We start from the raw sequence: 16000 nt of genomic DNA, 5'->3' as shown, positions 1-16000 counted from the left end.
CGGATTACGGATTACGGATTACGGATTACGGATTACGGATTACGGATTACGGATTACGGATTACGGATTACGGATTATTTTTCAACCACCTCACCTCAATGTCAAACGCTTCTGTATTCTGTTAGCGAAGCGCTCCGTATTCCAAAACAACAAACACCAGAGCTTACGTTGACCACTGAACTGACCACAAAAAAACCAAGGACCTAGTTCCCTAGCCCCTAGGATCTTTCAGTTTATAAATTATCCCCGGGTTGCAGCGCACCATTTCAAAACGGTCCGTTAATCCGGTTAACGACTCAGAGGCTCCCAGCAGTAAATAACCGCCCGGATTGAGTTGATTTGCCATTTGATTGAGTACTTTTGATTTCATCTCAGGCGAGAAGTAAATCAACACGTTACGGCAAAAGATGATGTCGAACTTCCCCACCAGGGCATAGCTGTCGAGCAAGTTCTGTGGGCGGAAGTTGACCAAACGTTTTACATTATCTTTCACTTTCATGCGTCCGTCGCCATTCTCTTCAAAGAAGGTACGGCGACGTTCAGGCGAAAGTCCACGCCCCAACGCTAAATTGTCATAAATACCAGCACGACACGCCTCTAACATACTGCTAGAGATGTCGGTCGCGGTGATAGAAATACTAGGCAAAAGCCCTGGTTTACGCTGCTGCGTTTCCAAAATCGTCATTGCGATAGAGTACGGCTCTTGTCCTGACGAGCTGGCTGCCGACCAGATTTTAATCGGGCGTTTGTTTGCCGCGATTTCCGGCAATAATTTCTCAGCTAAAACCGTGAACGGATAGGTATCTCGAAACCACAACGTTTCGTTGGTCGTCATCGCATCCACCGCAGCAATACGTAATTCACGGTTACGTCCTGAGACCGTATCACGTAGTAAATCAGACAACGAAGCGAGCTTAAATTTGGTCACTAACGGACTTAATCGGCTGCGCACTAAGTACTGCTTACTATCGCCTAGCACAATCCCACATTGCGCTTCTAAAAAACGGCTAAAGTCACGATACTCTTGATCACTGATTGTAATAGCAGTCATTAATGTCTCTTTATTCTATCAATGCAGATTTAACCGCGTTACCCAATTCGTCTGGGTTAAATTTCGCAATGAAGGTATTTGCCCCCACGCGATCAACCATGGCTTGGTTAAATACACCACTTAAGGAAGAGTGGAGAATAACATAAAGATCTTTCAAATCCGCATTTCTGCGAATTTCAGCGGTGAGCGTGTAGCCGTCCATCTCTGGCATTTCGATATCAGAAATCACCAAAGAGATTTGCTCGTAGATGTCACCTTCTCGAGCCATTTCAAGCAAGGTATTGTATGCCTCTTTACCATCTTTAACTGATAAAACCTCAAATCCGATCGACCGGATAGCCCGCTCCAGCTGTTTACGTGCAACGGTAGAATCATCGGCAATCATTATACGGCGTACGATCGGCTTAACCTGCTCAGCCTGGGCGATTTCCTCGCCAATCGCCGCGTCCATCGTCTCATCCACAGGAGCAATTTCAGCTAAGACTTTTTCAACATCGAGAATTTCAACCAGCTCATTATCAATGTTGGTTACCGCTGTCAGATAATGCGCTTTACCTGCGCCTTCTGGAGGCGGCAAAATAGCTTCCCAGTGCATGTTAATGATGCGCTCAACCGAAGATACCAAAAACGCCTGGATGCTACGGTTAAACTCAGCAATCACCACAAAACACTTATCAATGTCGGTCGTTGGACGGCCACCAATTGCCAGGCTCAAATCAATCACTGATACAGTATGGCCACGGATATGAGCGACGCCTTTTACTAATGGGTGAAGATTTGGCATTACTGTCAGCTTTGGACATTGCAGCACTTCTCGAACTTTAAATACGTTAATACCGTAACGCTGACGCCCCATCAATCTAAAGGTCAACAATTCCAATCGGTTCTGACCGACGAGTTGAGTACGCTGATTCACTGAGTCAAGAATCCCCGTCATATGCTCATCTCCATCTCAAACTTTTTGTTTTTAAATGATACTCTACCACTGGCAAGCATTGTTCCAGGGAGACCTTATGGCGTATTTCACTATCACTTCGACCACATTGACTAAGACAATATGTAGATCGGTATTCACAAAGTACGCTAAGGCTATCGGCATTTTTCTCAGTATATTTAGCTTTTTTGTTCACTCAGCTACTGAGAATCAGCTCGAACAGATAAAAACGGCAGCAGAACAACATGTTCTAGCCACAGTCGAGCAACCTGCAGGCGGTGAAATCACCGTCAATGCGGCCAATATCGATTCCCGAATCAAAGCCACAGACTGCCCCGATGCTCTCAACACATCGGCTTCTACCACCCGCAGCACGCGCAGTAATATTAATGTCTTGGTGGAATGCCCTGCTGATGACTGGAAAGTCTACGTCCCAGTGCGTATGTCAGTTTCGGTCCCGATGATTGTCAGTACTCGCCAGCTTGTTCGAGGAGAAATCATTAGTGCTTCAGACGTCACCACGTCGATGATCGAATTACAGCGCTTTCGCAAAGATGGTTTTACCGACCATTCGCAGGTCGTGGGCGCGAAATTAAAACGGAGTGTTCGTCTGGGAGACGTGGTTGAGCGTAATGATGTGTGTGTTGTGTGTCGCAATGAGAGAGTCACGATTCAAGCCGTAAAAGCGGGGATGACTATCACGACCCAAGGTACCGCGTTGCAAGACGGCGCAGCAGGCGATCAAGTGAGAGTGAAAAATGATAAGTCCCAACGTATAATAGAGGGCATAGTGACTGGCATCGCGGAAATCACCATCACCTTTTGACCGTCTTGGTTAACAAAAGCGCATTGTGAAAGTCGACCCATAAAAATGATTAAAGTTATTTTTGCATTGGTCGATACTCTGGGTACCAGTATTACGATACAAGGCAAAGGTTAAACATGGCAGGTATAGATAATATACGTTCAGGTCAGATGATGACGACTAATAAAAGTCGCGCACCTGCACGTAATGATTCCAATGCGACTGGCACAGCTGAGTCGCAGAAAGTGTCATCACAACAAAAAGATGCAGTATCATTGAGCCAACAAAGTAAAGACGTCAATAAACTCCAGAAGGATATGGCAGCTTCACCGGCTTATGACACTGCAAAAGTGGCGGCAATCAAAGAAGCAATCGCAAATGGCTCATACAAAGTTGACCCAGAAAAGCTGGCCGACAATATGATTAAGCTTGAAAGCGAACTGCAAGGCAAAGTCTAACCACTTAGGCTCAAGGTAAGTATTCATGGCAGCATTAGTCGATCTCGTAAACTTCCAATTAGAAAATGCCAAAGCACTTTCTGTCGTTTTACGTCAGGAAACACAAGCCATTGCTGCGCGTGTCTCTGCTGATATCGAAACTATTGCCAAACAGAAGATGACACTCATTGATCAGTTAAAGACCACTGATCAGCGTATCGCCTCTCACCCGCACGTCAATCAACTTACCGAAGATGAGCACCTTAGCCAGGTCGTCAACCAGATCCAGTCGCTCGTAATTGACTGCCAACAAGTCAATCTAATGAACGGCGAATCGCTCAATCGAGCGCAATTGAGCTTCACTAAGCTCAATAACATGCTACAACGCACCCACGGCAAAAATGGTATGACTTACAATGCCGGTGGCCAAACCCACACCATTTCGACCTTGGGCACCAATATCAAAGCCTAAGTTTGGCTTGCGCTATATCTACCTTCCTTCTTGCATAAGCGCTGAATGACGCGCATAAAAACGACCCATTGTTGCCAATGAGCCGTCAAAAAAACGATATGTATTTTTAGAGACGTTAGAACAGGGTCTGCTGACGCTTTTCAGGCACCTGCTGTACCTCACCGTAATCTCTTAGCTTATCCATTTTTCGGATATCAAGACGAAGCTCAGTGACATAACTGTCTTCTACCAGGTAACTGCGCACCACTTCTGCACCACGAATCACACCGTCTACCGCACCCGTTGTGCTCTCGGTACCTAAACGCTGATCTTGCAGCTCGGCACGGCCGCTGACTCGCATGCCATAGACCTGCTCGGCCAGCTCTCGATAAGCATCGATCTTCGATGCACGCATTGCTCGCACTCGTTTTTCTTCTACAGTGCGACCCGTTTGTTCACTCACGCTCGCATAACCTACGGCGACTAGCAGTTCATCCTGACGCATCTGCTGTAATGGTTGGCAACCCACCAGCACCAAGGTAGCAATAATAAATAATAGTTTTTTCATGGCTCTATCCTATGGGCGGAGAATGACAGTGTATGGCTGACGAATCGTAGGGTCTGAGCGAATCAGTACACCGTCTTGGGTACGAATGCTGTTGAGCGTGTCCAAGTCACGGCCAATGCGATCCGCTGGCAGAAACCCTTGCGCTGTTGCCACCACGATACGGCTTTGCATACCAACCACACGGGCGTTGACTAACACGCCCCCTTCTTGGCGTAGCATAGTACCAGTTAATACATATTGGATTTCCTGCTCTTGAGCGAGATCGCTCCAGTCTCGGCTCAGTGCAAAGTCGCCTTGCTGGGTGACTTGAATCGAGCCCGTAGTCTTAAAGTCCACCACTTTAAAACCACGGCGCTGAAATTGATGGATAAAACCTTCGGATACGGAGTTACCCAGCCAATTGGTTGCATCCATATTTTGCAGATCAACGAACGACGTAATCGCAATAGGCGTACGTGCAGAAACCGCAACGTTAGACACCATTAGCTCTTCCGTCATGCTTTCGATAAAAAAGTCCATCGTATGACGTGGGCTATCCATCAGCATAAACTGGCTGCCTGCGTAGTGCTCTTTACCATTGTAAATTGGTGAATACGCGCACGATGTCAACAGCGTCATCATCGATGCGGCAACAAGCCATTTTTTCATGGTTTGATTCTCCAGATAATCTCGGGGGTCACTGTTCCTTATCATTCCGACTAAGAAACGTAATGTTGGAACAGTCTTTGCTTTTCTTTTGTTTGTTCAAACGAAGAAATCGCCACCAAACTTGACTAAATTTGTTAAAGCAATATTTATACCTGAACGGTTACAAGCCATGAAAAAAATATTAATCAGCGTACTTTCAATCACTTTCGTCCTGCTTCTGCCTTTTCGCGCCGTTGCAGCCTGGTATGAAGTGACAGGCGTTGCCACGATCGTTTCTTCTGACGATGCGGCAAGGCTACACGCTTTGGAAGATGCGCTGTTTAAAGCCGTCAACTTTTCGGGTGCCGATATCGGCAGCATCAGTAATTTAATGCCGCTACTAGAAGAGAACCGCAAAGAGTACCAATTCACTAACCATGAAGTACGCTACATCCTGGTAGAATCAGAGCGTAAACGAAATGGAAAGATGATGATGAAACTCCGTGTTGACATCTATCCATCGGCAATGGGTTGCCACACAGCTCAGTACAAAAAGACCATCCTGATCGGGAATATTGACGTTGCCTCTCCTCAACAAGCCGTGATGGGACAGATTTATCAAGTTGGTGATGACTTTAGTCACGTCGTGAATCGTCAGCTTGAGCAGACTTCACGCAGTTTCGTCTCTGTGGGAACAACCGACTACTCAATAAGCCGCAACTACCCTGCTCGCACTCAGATGATTGCCGAGGACAATGGGGCACAGTACATTATTGGCGGTGTCATTACTGACTTAACTGCGACGATTGAATCCCAGGTACTCAAAGATGACATCATCAACCGCCAGTTTGCCTTAGAGATGAAGGTTTATGACGGTAAAACTGGCCATGAAGTCTTTTATAAGACCTACCGCGAAGTGGCACGCTGGCCGTTTGCAAAAACCAGCCAGGTCGACACTCGAAGTGCGCGATTCTGGGCTTCTACTTATGGCGAAATGATGCTGCGCGTGAGCCGTAATATCATGTTGGATCTGGAATCTGAACTGTCTTGTAAGATAACCTTACCGGAAGTAGTGGCCATCTACGGCAATACCATCACCATGGATTTAGGCCGGATGCATGGCGTAAAAGAAGGTGACAAATTGCAGTTGTGGCATACCGCTTCCTTTATTGACCAAAGCGGTTTACCACGCAATAAAGTGTCGCAAAGCGAAGTCACATTAACCGTGTCGCGTGTCTATGAACACGAAGCAGAACTGACTATCGATCAACCTAACCTTTCATCCAGTGTTCAAATCGGCGATGTAATGAACAAGATACTTTAAAAGACGACATTAAGTCTTGAGATATGCTTACTTTTGAATATTATAGATGACGCATCTTATTTGATTTTACCAACTTAATACTTGGTATTACGCCCTCATGGCACAGCTGGATAGCGCAGTCCCCTCCTAAGGGACAGGTCGTAGGTTCGAATCCTACTGGGGGCGCCACATCAGAGCCTTAGTTTGCTATTGAACTAAGGCTTTTCTTTTCTCTGAATCTGCTTCCACACGAGACATGTGGCGATCCGATCACTCAGCCACTTTTCCGGAGCATTGACTGATGGCGTAAATCTATTTGAAAGGCTGCTATTTACAGTTTTATATTTTATGACTTTAATTATTGATGAGTTTTGCTTACCCTTTTTAGCTATTAATAAGAATATTAGTTATCACTATGACTAAGAGCAATTTAATTACTAATACCGGACACCGTTTCATATCCAAAGGCAAAACAGCCTTTAAGATCCACATCCACACCCCAGAGGATACGGTACTTCACCGCTCTGTAGGGTTCGTGCGCATTGGAGAGGAGAAGGGATTAAAGAAAGCCATTAAATTGAGAAATGAATTGGGCCTTGAGATGTGGGGCAAGTTTTGGCGGCGTCTTTTGAAAGATCCCTACCTGATGACAAGATTACCGCATAGTGTTGAACCGAAAATCGTTCATAAACCCAATCCAACCCTTGAGAACCCGGACAACCGAGACACTTGTTACATTGCAAAGTGGCGAGAGTTTAACGAAAACGGAGAATATAAGTACAAGACCGTCGTGCGCTCAATCAGCAAATACGGCAAGCTTGCCGCCTACATGCAGACCAAAAAAGCGTTGCTAGAAGCACACAAGGACAACCTGGAAATACTCACCTTTATGGGACGCCTAAACAGTATCGACCTTAAATAGCCCTGGTTATCAAACCATTTTCTGACACTGTTGCGCATAACAACAATTAACAACCCCTTGATGCAAAAATGCCCCAAAGCACGAGCGCTTTAGGGCATTTAAATTCAGAACGCTAATCGTTCAAATAGAAACTTATTGCTGAACTTGGTATTCAAATTCAGGAACAATCACTTCTACGCGACGGTTTTGTTGACGACCTTCAAGCGTTTCATTTGATACGATTGGGTTGTTTTCACCTTCGCCACGAGCATGGATTCGTGATGAGTCGATGCCTCGCTCAACCAAAGCGTTTGCGACAGACTCTGCACGTTTCTCAGAAATCATTTGGTTGTAAGATGCTGCACCAGACGTATCGGTGTAACCAACCACTTCAACGTTAGCTTGTGGGTATTCATTCAGGAATGCAACCAGCTCGTCTAGTTTTGACGCGCTTTCTGCCTTAAGCGTTGTGCTGTTTACATCGAAGCTACCCGTACCCATCGTTTGAGTTTCGAAGGTTTTCGTTACAACAACTGGTTCTTCTACCACAACCACTTCTTCAACGACTGGCGCTTCTTCAACAACAGGCTCTTCGCTGCCACCGAACTTAAATGAAACACCTAGAGTTGCTGTGTTGCCTGTTGCACGAACAACATCGTTGTTGATGTCAGTGATGGTTTGGTATTCTGCACGAGCGGTTACGTTTTGGCTTAGGTTAAACTCAAGACCAGCAGCACCTAGGTAAGAGTAATCGTCTTTACCATCAAACATCACGTAAGCACCACCCACTTTACCGTAAAGTGCGATGTCTTCAGTGATTGGTAGGCTGAATTTAGGAGCAAGAGTGATAGCTTCTACGTGACCACCGAATGAAGTTTCGTCGAAATCACCAACGTTGTCGAAACCTGCTTCAACTGCAATGTAGTCGTTGAATTCGTAACCAACAAAAGCACCAAGAGTCGAGTCATCTTTATCGCAAGATTGACCTGCTACACAAGCATCTTCCAACCAAGATTTACCCATTTTACCGCCAACATACACTTCTGCTTGCGCCGCTGATGCCATAAGTAAAGATGCTGAAATTACCGCTGCTAGTTTTTTCATTATTGATTCCTATAAAGAATTACTTTTATTAGTTCTCGAAATGCGTCGCCGACTGACGTTGTATTCCAATTTGGTTCATTCCGTGAGCGTATTACCGAAGCCAACCATGCGCATATCTATGCAAATTAATTATCTAAGGTTGCTTGGATAGCATTCCTGTACAGTGATCAGAACCGCTATCTGGCCCTCACTGACGAGACGCACTATAACGCCAAGAAATCTCAAGAGAAATCCCAAAACTGTCAATTTAGTGTCATCAAAACCACAAACATTATGTGACACAGAGCACCAAAAGCCTATCACAACAACGACGCAAACGTTTGCGTCAAGAAGCGCAATAAAATAACTAATGCAGATACCTGTCTCACTATTGAGATGACACTTGGGGAACTTTATCGATAGTAGATATTAATCAGAGGGATATTTTGAAAATCAGCCATTAAATCGGTACCAAAAACCACAATTTTTAATTACAAAAATTTATCATAAAATAAACATCGACACGCCAACATGGCATGTAAATTAGTAAAAGCTGTTCACTACTTTCGCTTTTATTACATTCTTTAGATATAAAAAAACCGCGGAAATTACCGCGGTTTTTGAATATTCATGCATCTGAATTATGCATTAGCTTCACGTTCAGCAATAAACGCTAAAGCCATTTTAATGCGAGCAATACAACGCTCTTGTCCAATTAACGCCATAACAGCGTCAACAGATGGAGACTGACCGCCGCCTGTCACTGCGACACGTAGCGGCATACCAATTTTGCCCATGCCGATTTCTAGCTCTTCACAAACCGCTGCGATAACACCTTGTTTGATGTTTTCAGTTGTCCATTCCGTTAGTGCTTCTGCTTTTGCAAGAGCAAGTTCTAGTGGCTCTTTTGCTACACCACGTAGGTGTTTCTTCGCCGCACCTGCTTCAAACTCAGAGAAATCTTCGTAGAAGTAACGAATCTGCTCAGCCAACTCAACAAGTGTATTACAACGCTCGCCAACTAAAGTGATCACTTCCGTGATTGCTGGCCCGTTAGTAATATCTAGCTTCTGTTGGTCTAGGTGCCATTGCAAGTGCTCTGCAACGTACGCTGGATCAGAGTTCTTAATATAGTGGTTGTTTAGCCACTGCAGCTTATCCGTGTTGAATGCAGACGCTGACTTAGATACGGCGTCCAGACTGAACAAGTTAATCATTTCTTCTTGAGTGAAGATTTCTTGATCACCGTGAGACCAACCCAGACGAACCAAGTAGTTGTTTAGTGCTGCTGGTAGGTAACCCATATCGCGGTATTGCATTACCGATACTGCGCCGTGACGTTTAGACAGCTTCGCACCGTCATCACCTAGAATCATTGCACAGTGAGCAAATGTAGGTACTGGTGCACCTAGTGCTTCGTAAATGTTGATCTGACGAGGTGTGTTGTTAATGTGGTCTTCGCCACGAACAACGTGCGTGATGCCCATATCCCAGTCATCAACCACAACACAGAAGTTGTACGTTGGTGAACCATCGGTACGACGAATGATCAGGTCATCCATTTGATCGTTACGGATTTCGATACGGCCACGGATTTGGTCGTCAAAAACTACGCTACCCTCTTTCGGGTTACGGAAACGAATTACGCAAGGATCACCGTCGTTTGCCGCTTCGTTTGCCGCTTTGATTTTAGGGTGGTTTGCATCGTAACGAGGCATTTCTTTGTTCGCTTCTTGCTCGGCGCGGATCTCATCCAGCAGCTCTTTAGATGCGTAACATTTGTATGCTTTGTCTTCAGCAACCAGCTTATCGACCATTTCGTTGTAACGGTCAAAACGTTGCGTTTGGTAGTAAGGACCTTCATCCCACTCCAGACCTAGCCATTCCATACCTTCCAGAATCGCATCAACCGCTTCTTTAGAGTTACGTTCAAGGTCTGTATCTTCGATACGCAGAACGAATTCACCACCTTGGTTTTTAGCATATAGCCAAGAATACAGTGCTGTACGCGCACCACCAACGTGTAGATAGCCAGTTGGGCTAGGAGCAAAACGAGTTTTAACCGTCATTTGAGTTCCTTAGGGTTAATGTTCAACGAGAGGGTTCTCGTTGTATTGTCAAGGATAAAAGTGGCGACATTTTACCATCGTAAGTCAATACTACAATCCTTCCGTGTTCATATACCCAAATAACCTCTCGATGCGGGGTTCAACGAAATTAACTTCATTGATAACAAACCTTGACCTTACCCTTGCAGTAAGGTTTAAGCTCACTATATTACGATCAGTGAGGACAAGTTATGAATCAGTTTGTAGTACCGTTATCAGGGCTTAACTGCATGGGTTGTGCAAGGAAAGTGGAGAAAACTCTGCATGCCAATCATAGTGTTGAGATCCTCAACTTATCTCCGACCTCTGTGGAAGTCAAAACCGACGCTTCTTTAGAAGCAATAGTCGAATCGATTGAGTCCCTGGGCTATCAGGCAGGGAACGCTTATGACTTCCAATTATCCGGGCTGAGCTGTGGCGGCTGCGTCAAAAAGCTTTCTTCTTTATTAGAGTCAAATGCAGACGTTATCTCATTTGAAGCTTCGACGACGCAATTAACTATTCGTACGCTTCTTTCTGAACAAGAGGTTATCGCCCTAGTCGCAAGCTTGGGCTATACCGCCAGCCAAGAGAAAGTCAATCACAGCGAAGAAGAATCACCGCTACCGGAAGCGAAAGCAAGCAAAGAACCCGATAGTCAGCCAGAAGATATTCCACCAGCCAGCAGCACTCAACTGCAAATGCTTATTCAAGGAATGACCTGCGCAAGCTGTGTTTCTTCAGTCGAGAAAGCACTCACCAATGTTGAAGGCATAGAGAAGGCGCAGGTAAACCTAGCAGAGCAAAGTGCATTGGTGTTTGCTACTCAAGATTCAGACGCCATGCATCAGGCGATTGTCGAATCAGTTAGACAAGCCGGATACCAGGCAGAAATATTACAAGACGCCACAACACAACAAGAAAAGCAAGCTCAGCAGCAAGTGGCGCAACAAAAACGCTTTAAGTTTGATGCGATTGCAGGCTTGGTAGTTGGTGCGCCTTTAATGCTGTGGGGCGTATTAGGCGGCAACATGATGATTCGCCACTCCAGTGACCAGCTCATTTGGGGTGCGGTCGGTCTTTTATGTTTGCTGCTTCTGGCAACGGCTGGTCGCCACTTCTTCAGCAATGCTTGGTTGGCCGCGACTCATAAGAGAGCAACTATGGACACGCTGGTAGCGTTAGGTACTGGCGCTGCATGGTTTTACTCCATGCTCGTAGTGGTTTTCCCGGATTGGTTTCCACCAGCATCACGCCATGTTTACTTCGAAGCTAGTGCGATGATCATCGGTTTGATTTCACTCGGTCACTATATCGAGGCGAAAGCCAAAGCCAACACGACTCGCTCATTACAAGCTTTAATTAACTTGCAACCACAACAAGCGACGGCTATTACAGAGAAAGGCGATCAGACCATCAGCGTTGAGCAAATAACGCTTGGTATGAAATTAAGAATTAAGCCCGGCGAGAAAGTGCCAGTAGACGGAACCGTGCTAGAGGGTGAATCCTATATTGACGAGTCAATGTTAACTGGTGAGCCTGTGCCAGTATTAAAAGCACTGGATGCAGATGTCTCTGCGGGTACGTTAAACACTGACGGCAGTTTGATTATCAAAGCAACCGGTATTGGTGCCAATACCATGTTAGCGCGTATCATCCGCATGGTACGAACCGCGCAAAGCAGTAAGCCAGCCATCGCTAAATTAGCCGACCAAATCTCTGCGGTGTTTGTACCTGTCGTTGTCGGCATTGCCATTCTTGCAGCCATAGTTTGGTTTGCTGTTGGTCCCGAGCCGAAAGCCAGCTACATGCTTGTGGTGACAACGACCGTACTCATTATCGCCTGCCCTTGTGCATTGGGGCTGGCCACACCACTGTCCGTTACCGTTGGCGTAGGTAAAGCCGCCGAGTTGGGCATCTTAATAAAAGACGCGGACGCTCTGCAGTTAGCAAGCAAAGTGGATACGGTCGTGTTCGATAAAACCGGTACATTAACCCAAGGCAAACCAACGGTGCAGCAAGTGTTTACTCACGCAACCAGCCAAGATGAACTGCTTGCTATGGCCTATTCGGCAGAGCGTCAGTCTGAGCATCCACTTGCCAAAGCCGTGTGTGATTTTGCGAAACAGCAAAACGCGCAAGAAGTCACGTTAGACAAATTCGAAAACGTCCGTGGACGCGGCATCTTAGCGACTTACCAGGGTAAACCATTGCTGATCGGTTCTTTGCAATTTATGCAAGCCGAAAACATTGACACAAGTAACCTAAAACAAGCGATAGAAGAGAGTGCAAAAAATGCGTGGACGCCTGTCGCTATTGCTCTGGATGACGAGTTAGTCGGACTGATTGCCATTGCCGACCCAATCAAACCAGACGCTAAAGAAGCGCTTTCAGCCTTAAAAGCTCAGGGAGTCAAAACCGTGATGCTAACGGGTGATAACCAGCACGTTGCCGATGCGATAGGTAAAGAGCTCGGTATCGATGAAGTGATTGCACAAGTGTTACCAGATGAAAAAGCGCAGCATATTGAGCAGCTTCAGTCTAAAGGCCATATTGTGGCGATGGTCGGAGACGGCATTAATGATGCTCCAGCTCTTGCGCTTTCCAACCTTGGTATTGCAATGGGAAGCGGTAGCGATGTCGCTATAGAAAGTGCGCAAATGACGATTCTCAACACATCACCAATGGCCGTGGTGCACGCAATCGAGTTGTCGCGCGCTACACTTAAAAACATGAAACAAAACTTGTTTGGAGCCTTTGTTTATAACTCGTTGGGCATACCTGTTGCGGCAGGTGTACTTTACCCGGCATTTGGCTTTTTGCTCAGTCCCGTTGTCGCAGGTGCGGCAATGGCACTGTCTTCAATTACTGTCGTTAGTAATGCAAACCGACTACGACTGTTTTCAGTAAAATGACGACTTCTTTCTGAGGATATTATGAAATTGAAACTTGTAACTTTTGCCATGCTTGCGACCGTATCCGCCAATGTATTGGCAGCCGATGTTCTTAACCACAAGTCGCCATATTGTGGCTGTTGTGGTGACTGGACAAAACACATGGAAGAAAACGGCTTTACGGTCGAAGAAAAACTGCATGATGATATGAATGCCATCAAACGCGAATTAGGCATGAACAACCAACAGCTCTACTCTTGCCATACAGCAGAGATAAACGGTTATCTGTTTGAAGGACACGTGCCAGCAGCCGATATTAAAGCCTTCTTGGAAAACCCACCGAAGAATGCGAAAGGTCTGACGGTTCCTGGAATGCCAGTAGGCTCTCCAGGCATGGAGTATGGCGATCAAAAGGACAGTTACACCGTTTATGCCTTTAATGAGCAAGGACAAGTTTCAGCGTTTAGCCACCACGAAGGTAACGATAAATAAAAATAAAGCCCAGCTCTTTACACAGACGCTGGGCTTTTTCTTAGCAACTTAATGGACAATTAAGACGAAATCGTTAGAAACCGTAAGAAGCACCAAATACAAAGGCGTTATTCACCAGGCTGTCTCCATTTGCATTTTCTGCGCCATGAGCCTGAGAGCGAAGTTCAAAGTATGGTTGAACACCTTTACGAGTCCATGTCGCACGGAACTCGTGGTCCATTGTATCGGCATCAATCATGTATACATTGTTGTAGCTTAGCGTCACATCTTCATTCATAACATAACCGATACGGTTATCCATGCGGTAGTCCGTATCTGCATCTGCGTCTGTTGCATCAATGTGTGCACGCGTGCGGTTGCTTAGAGAAATGCCGTTATCGAAGTTGTAACCAATTTTCACCAGTGGACGGTATTGAATGTTTTCCCCCGCTGAGAACAAGTGTTGGTAACCTGCTGCAACCCAGAGACGATCAGTAATATTAAATGACTGCTCTCCCCCTACCGTAATGTAAGGTGTGATGTTCCCTGCGCCGCCATTTTTGCTTTCTAGTTTGCCAAGCTGAATGCCATCAAACTCAGTGTAAACCGTAAAGCCACCAAATGAATTATCGAAAGTATGCCCAGCCTCCAGTGTAGAAGTCACGTCCGAGCCGTGAATTCGGCCATCATCGTGAAACTGAACGTTACCTGTTACGTAAGAAGAACCAGCAAATGCGCTAGATGCGAAAGCGAGAGAAAGAGCACTCAGTGCAAAAATGTATTTCATAATTACTGCCTTTATTTATTCACGTTATGTGATGGTTCCAGACTCGTAGGTTCCTTTACATAACAAAATTTGGAATCTGCCTTAGTGGGCGGAGGCAATACTGAAACAATTAATTTTCGATGAAAAATAAATCCTTTAAAAAGGTGACCCTGTTCAAAACGAGCAACTTGATAATAAATAAAACCGATTAAATACAGATAGTTAAACCAACCATCAAAAAACCTTCAAAAAATCAACATCCGACTCAAATCACAACAAACTAAATAAATTAGAACTATTTGCCAATTAAGATCACATTATTAATTTAAATTTTCACTCCAACTTTTTTATCAGAGCGAAATAATTAGATTTCGATCACGCTTAATTTACGGATAAAAATAAATACCCCATCGCAAAATGGTGAGTTATCGTGACAATTCTATCTGCCCCGCTATAGAGCGGCTCGTAGACACACGAGTTATTTAAAACGTGTTCTATGCTCAATATGGCATCTCGCTCTCGTTTCGGTATAAAGTGATGTGCAGATTCGCTTTCATGATGCTGGATACAAAATGTTATCCGGGATTCAGTTCGAGGATAATAATATGTTCCGCATAATGACCTTTGTATCATCGTTTTTCGTTCTTTTTACTTCCTTTTCGTCCAGCGCTGAGCCACAACATTGGTTAGCCAAAAAAGGCGAGACAGAATATATGATTATCGGCTCAGTACATGTGGGGGATAAAAGCATGTATCCCCTGCCTAAAAACCTACTTGAACACCTTAGCGAAAGTTCAGGGCTGATCATTGAAGCGGACGTAAGAAGTAATGAGGGTGCTGTTTACCCGCCAGTGTCTACGCGAACCAAAACGATACTGAACAAAAAGCAGCGTCAACAACTGATCAAAATAGCAAAAGATTTGCAGATACCAGAAACTCAGTTGCTAAACGCCCCACCATGGAATGCCGCCCTCACTATTCAGCTCGCATTGGTCAATAAACTGGGCTACGTATCAACGGAAGGTGTCGATATGCATTTGATTGGTTTGGCAGACAAAAACAATATTCCCATCATTTCATTCGAAACCGTGCAGTTCCAAATTGATTTGATTGCCGGCCAGCCAGATGAAGGCAAAGAGATGCTACTCTCATCCATCAATGAATATGAAGCCGGGGAAGAACTCGTCGAATGTCTGATTGAAAGCTGGAAAAGCGGCGATGGTAGTATGCTAGAAGAAGCATCGTTAACTGACAAAGCGACACAAGAGTTCAATGAGGCATTTTTGTATACACGGAATAAAGACTGGGCAGAAAAGCTCGACAGCGGCAGCATACTCCCGCAAAAGCAAGGCCGCTATACCGTTGTGGTTGGCAGCCTGCATCTTGTCGGTAAAGACAATTTGATTGATCTACTGGGCAAGCGGGGTTTTGAAATCACACCGCTTGGTAAGACACGTAAAGCGAAGTGCGATATTTGAAGCTAGGACCTAGAGGGAGCTTGTTGGAATCACTCTGCAAAAATTAAGCTTAGGTCGATGTTGCTCGGGATTACGGATTACGGATTACGGATTACGGATTACGGATTACGGATTACGGATTACGGATTACGGATTACGGATTAC

Annotated in this window: 15 protein-coding genes and 1 tRNA gene; 9 read left to right on the top strand and 7 right to left on the bottom strand. The window is 45.3% G+C overall.

Features of this window, described 5'->3' with window-relative positions; translation table 11 throughout:
- Positions 1–211 precede the first annotated feature (211 nt).
- The gene (locus tag RXX31_RS24300; protein WP_317592170.1) at positions 212–1051 is read right to left on the bottom strand and encodes a protein-glutamate O-methyltransferase; all 840 of its coding nucleotides are present in this window, start codon (positions 1049–1051) and stop codon (positions 212–214) included.
- A 10-nt stretch (positions 1052–1061) separates the two neighbouring features.
- The gene (locus tag RXX31_RS24295; RefSeq protein WP_317592169.1) at positions 1062–1988 is read right to left on the bottom strand and encodes a chemotaxis protein; all 927 of its coding nucleotides are present in this window, start codon (positions 1986–1988) and stop codon (positions 1062–1064) included.
- A 76-nt stretch (positions 1989–2064) separates the two neighbouring features.
- Here RXX31_RS24295 and flgA point away from each other — a divergent pair, with 76 nt between their 5' ends.
- From flgA to RXX31_RS24280, 3 genes are all read left to right on the top strand, one after another.
- Entirely contained in the window at positions 2065–2811 is a 747-nt protein-coding gene (gene flgA, locus RXX31_RS24290) for a flagellar basal body P-ring formation chaperone FlgA (protein WP_317592168.1), read from the top strand.
- Positions 2812–2927: 116 nt separating this feature from the next.
- Complete coding sequence (flgM, locus tag RXX31_RS24285) at positions 2928–3248, top strand: flagellar biosynthesis anti-sigma factor FlgM (protein ID WP_317592167.1); 321 nt, start codon at positions 2928–2930, stop codon at positions 3246–3248.
- A 25-nt stretch (positions 3249–3273) separates the two neighbouring features.
- On the top strand, positions 3274–3699 hold the full coding sequence (locus RXX31_RS24280) for a flagella synthesis protein FlgN (protein ID WP_317592166.1): 426 nt from the start codon (positions 3274–3276) through the stop codon (positions 3697–3699).
- 115 nt (positions 3700–3814) lie between these two features.
- Here the strand turns inward: RXX31_RS24280 and flgP are convergent, their stop codons facing one another.
- Positions 3815–4246: a flagellar assembly lipoprotein FlgP gene (gene flgP, locus RXX31_RS24275; RefSeq protein ID WP_014231085.1), complete on the bottom strand. Its 432-nt coding sequence runs from the start codon at positions 4244–4246 to the stop codon at positions 3815–3817.
- Positions 4247–4255: 9 nt separating this feature from the next.
- Complete coding sequence (locus RXX31_RS24270) at positions 4256–4894, bottom strand: FlgO family outer membrane protein (RefSeq protein ID WP_317592165.1); 639 nt, start codon at positions 4892–4894, stop codon at positions 4256–4258.
- A gap of 169 nt (positions 4895–5063) precedes the next feature.
- Between RXX31_RS24270 and RXX31_RS24265 the strand changes: the two genes are divergently transcribed.
- The 3 genes from RXX31_RS24265 (at position 5064) to RXX31_RS24255 (ending at position 7098) form a co-directional block, all read left to right on the top strand.
- Positions 5064–6197 (top strand): flagellar assembly protein FlgT, encoded by a 1134-nt coding sequence (locus RXX31_RS24265; protein ID WP_317592164.1) that lies wholly within the window; start codon positions 5064–5066, stop codon positions 6195–6197.
- Between the two features lie 91 nt (positions 6198–6288).
- Positions 6289–6365: transfer RNA gene (locus RXX31_RS24260), tRNA-Arg, on the top strand.
- Positions 6366–6591: 226 nt separating this feature from the next.
- On the top strand, positions 6592–7098 hold the full coding sequence (locus RXX31_RS24255; protein WP_317592163.1) for a Fe3+-citrate ABC transporter substrate-binding protein: 507 nt from the start codon (positions 6592–6594) through the stop codon (positions 7096–7098).
- A 132-nt stretch (positions 7099–7230) separates the two neighbouring features.
- On the opposite strand, the gene RXX31_RS24250 is transcribed toward RXX31_RS24255, so the two are convergent.
- On the bottom strand, positions 7231–8181 hold the full coding sequence (locus tag RXX31_RS24250; protein WP_317592162.1) for an OmpA family protein: 951 nt from the start codon (positions 8179–8181) through the stop codon (positions 7231–7233).
- A 620-nt stretch (positions 8182–8801) separates the two neighbouring features.
- The gene (gene gltX / locus RXX31_RS24245) at positions 8802–10229 is read right to left on the bottom strand and encodes a glutamate--tRNA ligase (RefSeq protein WP_317592161.1); all 1428 of its coding nucleotides are present in this window, start codon (positions 10227–10229) and stop codon (positions 8802–8804) included.
- 230 nt (positions 10230–10459) lie between these two features.
- Between gltX and RXX31_RS24240 the strand changes: the two genes are divergently transcribed.
- Both RXX31_RS24240 and RXX31_RS24235 read left to right on the top strand, forming a co-directional pair.
- Positions 10460–13162 (top strand): heavy metal translocating P-type ATPase, encoded by a 2703-nt coding sequence (locus RXX31_RS24240; protein WP_317592160.1) that lies wholly within the window; start codon positions 10460–10462, stop codon positions 13160–13162.
- A gap of 21 nt (positions 13163–13183) precedes the next feature.
- Positions 13184–13633 carry a DUF411 domain-containing protein gene (locus tag RXX31_RS24235; RefSeq protein WP_317592159.1) on the top strand — a complete coding sequence of 150 codons (450 nt, stop codon included), beginning with the start codon at positions 13184–13186 and terminating at the stop codon, positions 13631–13633.
- A gap of 73 nt (positions 13634–13706) precedes the next feature.
- On the opposite strand, the gene RXX31_RS24230 is transcribed toward RXX31_RS24235, so the two are convergent.
- Entirely contained in the window at positions 13707–14399 is a 693-nt protein-coding gene (locus RXX31_RS24230) for an oligogalacturonate-specific porin KdgM family protein (protein WP_014231077.1), read from the bottom strand.
- 584 nt (positions 14400–14983) lie between these two features.
- On the opposite strand from RXX31_RS24230, the gene RXX31_RS24225 reads away from it, so the two are divergent.
- Positions 14984–15856, top strand: coding sequence for a TraB/GumN family protein (locus RXX31_RS24225; protein ID WP_317592158.1), 873 nt, complete (start codon positions 14984–14986; stop codon positions 15854–15856).
- The last annotated feature ends 144 nt before the right edge of the window (positions 15857–16000 follow it).

It is taken from the genome of Vibrio sp. EA2, from assembly GCF_033042495.1.
Classification (GTDB): domain Bacteria; phylum Pseudomonadota; class Gammaproteobacteria; order Enterobacterales; family Vibrionaceae; genus Vibrio.
This window is presented reverse-complemented; position numbering and strand designations above follow the sequence as displayed.

Bases quoted from the DNA above. Each gene is read 5' to 3' on its own strand.
- RXX31_RS24270 (WP_317592165.1), bottom strand. From the start codon at position 4,894: ATGAAAAAATGGCTTGTTGCCGCATCGATGATGACGCTGTTGACATCG.
- RXX31_RS24265 (WP_317592164.1), top strand. From the start codon at position 5,064: ATGAAAAAAATATTAATCAGCGTACTTTCAATCACTTTCGTCCTGCTT.
- RXX31_RS24250 (WP_317592162.1), bottom strand. From the start codon at position 8,181: ATGAAAAAACTAGCAGCGGTAATTTCAGCATCTTTACTTATGGCATCA.
- RXX31_RS24255 (WP_317592163.1), top strand. From the start codon at position 6,592: ATGACTAAGAGCAATTTAATTACTAATACCGGACACCGTTTCATATCC.
- RXX31_RS24295 (WP_317592169.1), bottom strand. From the start codon at position 1,988: ATGACGGGGATTCTTGACTCAGTGAATCAGCGTACTCAACTCGTCGGT.
- RXX31_RS24230 (WP_014231077.1), bottom strand. From the start codon at position 14,399: ATGAAATACATTTTTGCACTGAGTGCTCTTTCTCTCGCTTTCGCATCT.
- RXX31_RS24280 (WP_317592166.1), top strand. From the start codon at position 3,274: ATGGCAGCATTAGTCGATCTCGTAAACTTCCAATTAGAAAATGCCAAA.
- RXX31_RS24225 (WP_317592158.1), top strand. From the start codon at position 14,984: ATGTTCCGCATAATGACCTTTGTATCATCGTTTTTCGTTCTTTTTACT.
- flgP (WP_014231085.1), bottom strand. From the start codon at position 4,246: ATGAAAAAACTATTATTTATTATTGCTACCTTGGTGCTGGTGGGTTGC.
- RXX31_RS24300 (WP_317592170.1), bottom strand. From the start codon at position 1,051: ATGACTGCTATTACAATCAGTGATCAAGAGTATCGTGACTTTAGCCGT.
- gltX (WP_317592161.1), bottom strand. From the start codon at position 10,229: ATGACGGTTAAAACTCGTTTTGCTCCTAGCCCAACTGGCTATCTACAC.
- flgA (WP_317592168.1), top strand. From the start codon at position 2,065: ATGGCGTATTTCACTATCACTTCGACCACATTGACTAAGACAATATGT.
- RXX31_RS24240 (WP_317592160.1), top strand. From the start codon at position 10,460: ATGAATCAGTTTGTAGTACCGTTATCAGGGCTTAACTGCATGGGTTGT.
- flgM (WP_317592167.1), top strand. From the start codon at position 2,928: ATGGCAGGTATAGATAATATACGTTCAGGTCAGATGATGACGACTAAT.
- RXX31_RS24235 (WP_317592159.1), top strand. From the start codon at position 13,184: ATGAAATTGAAACTTGTAACTTTTGCCATGCTTGCGACCGTATCCGCC.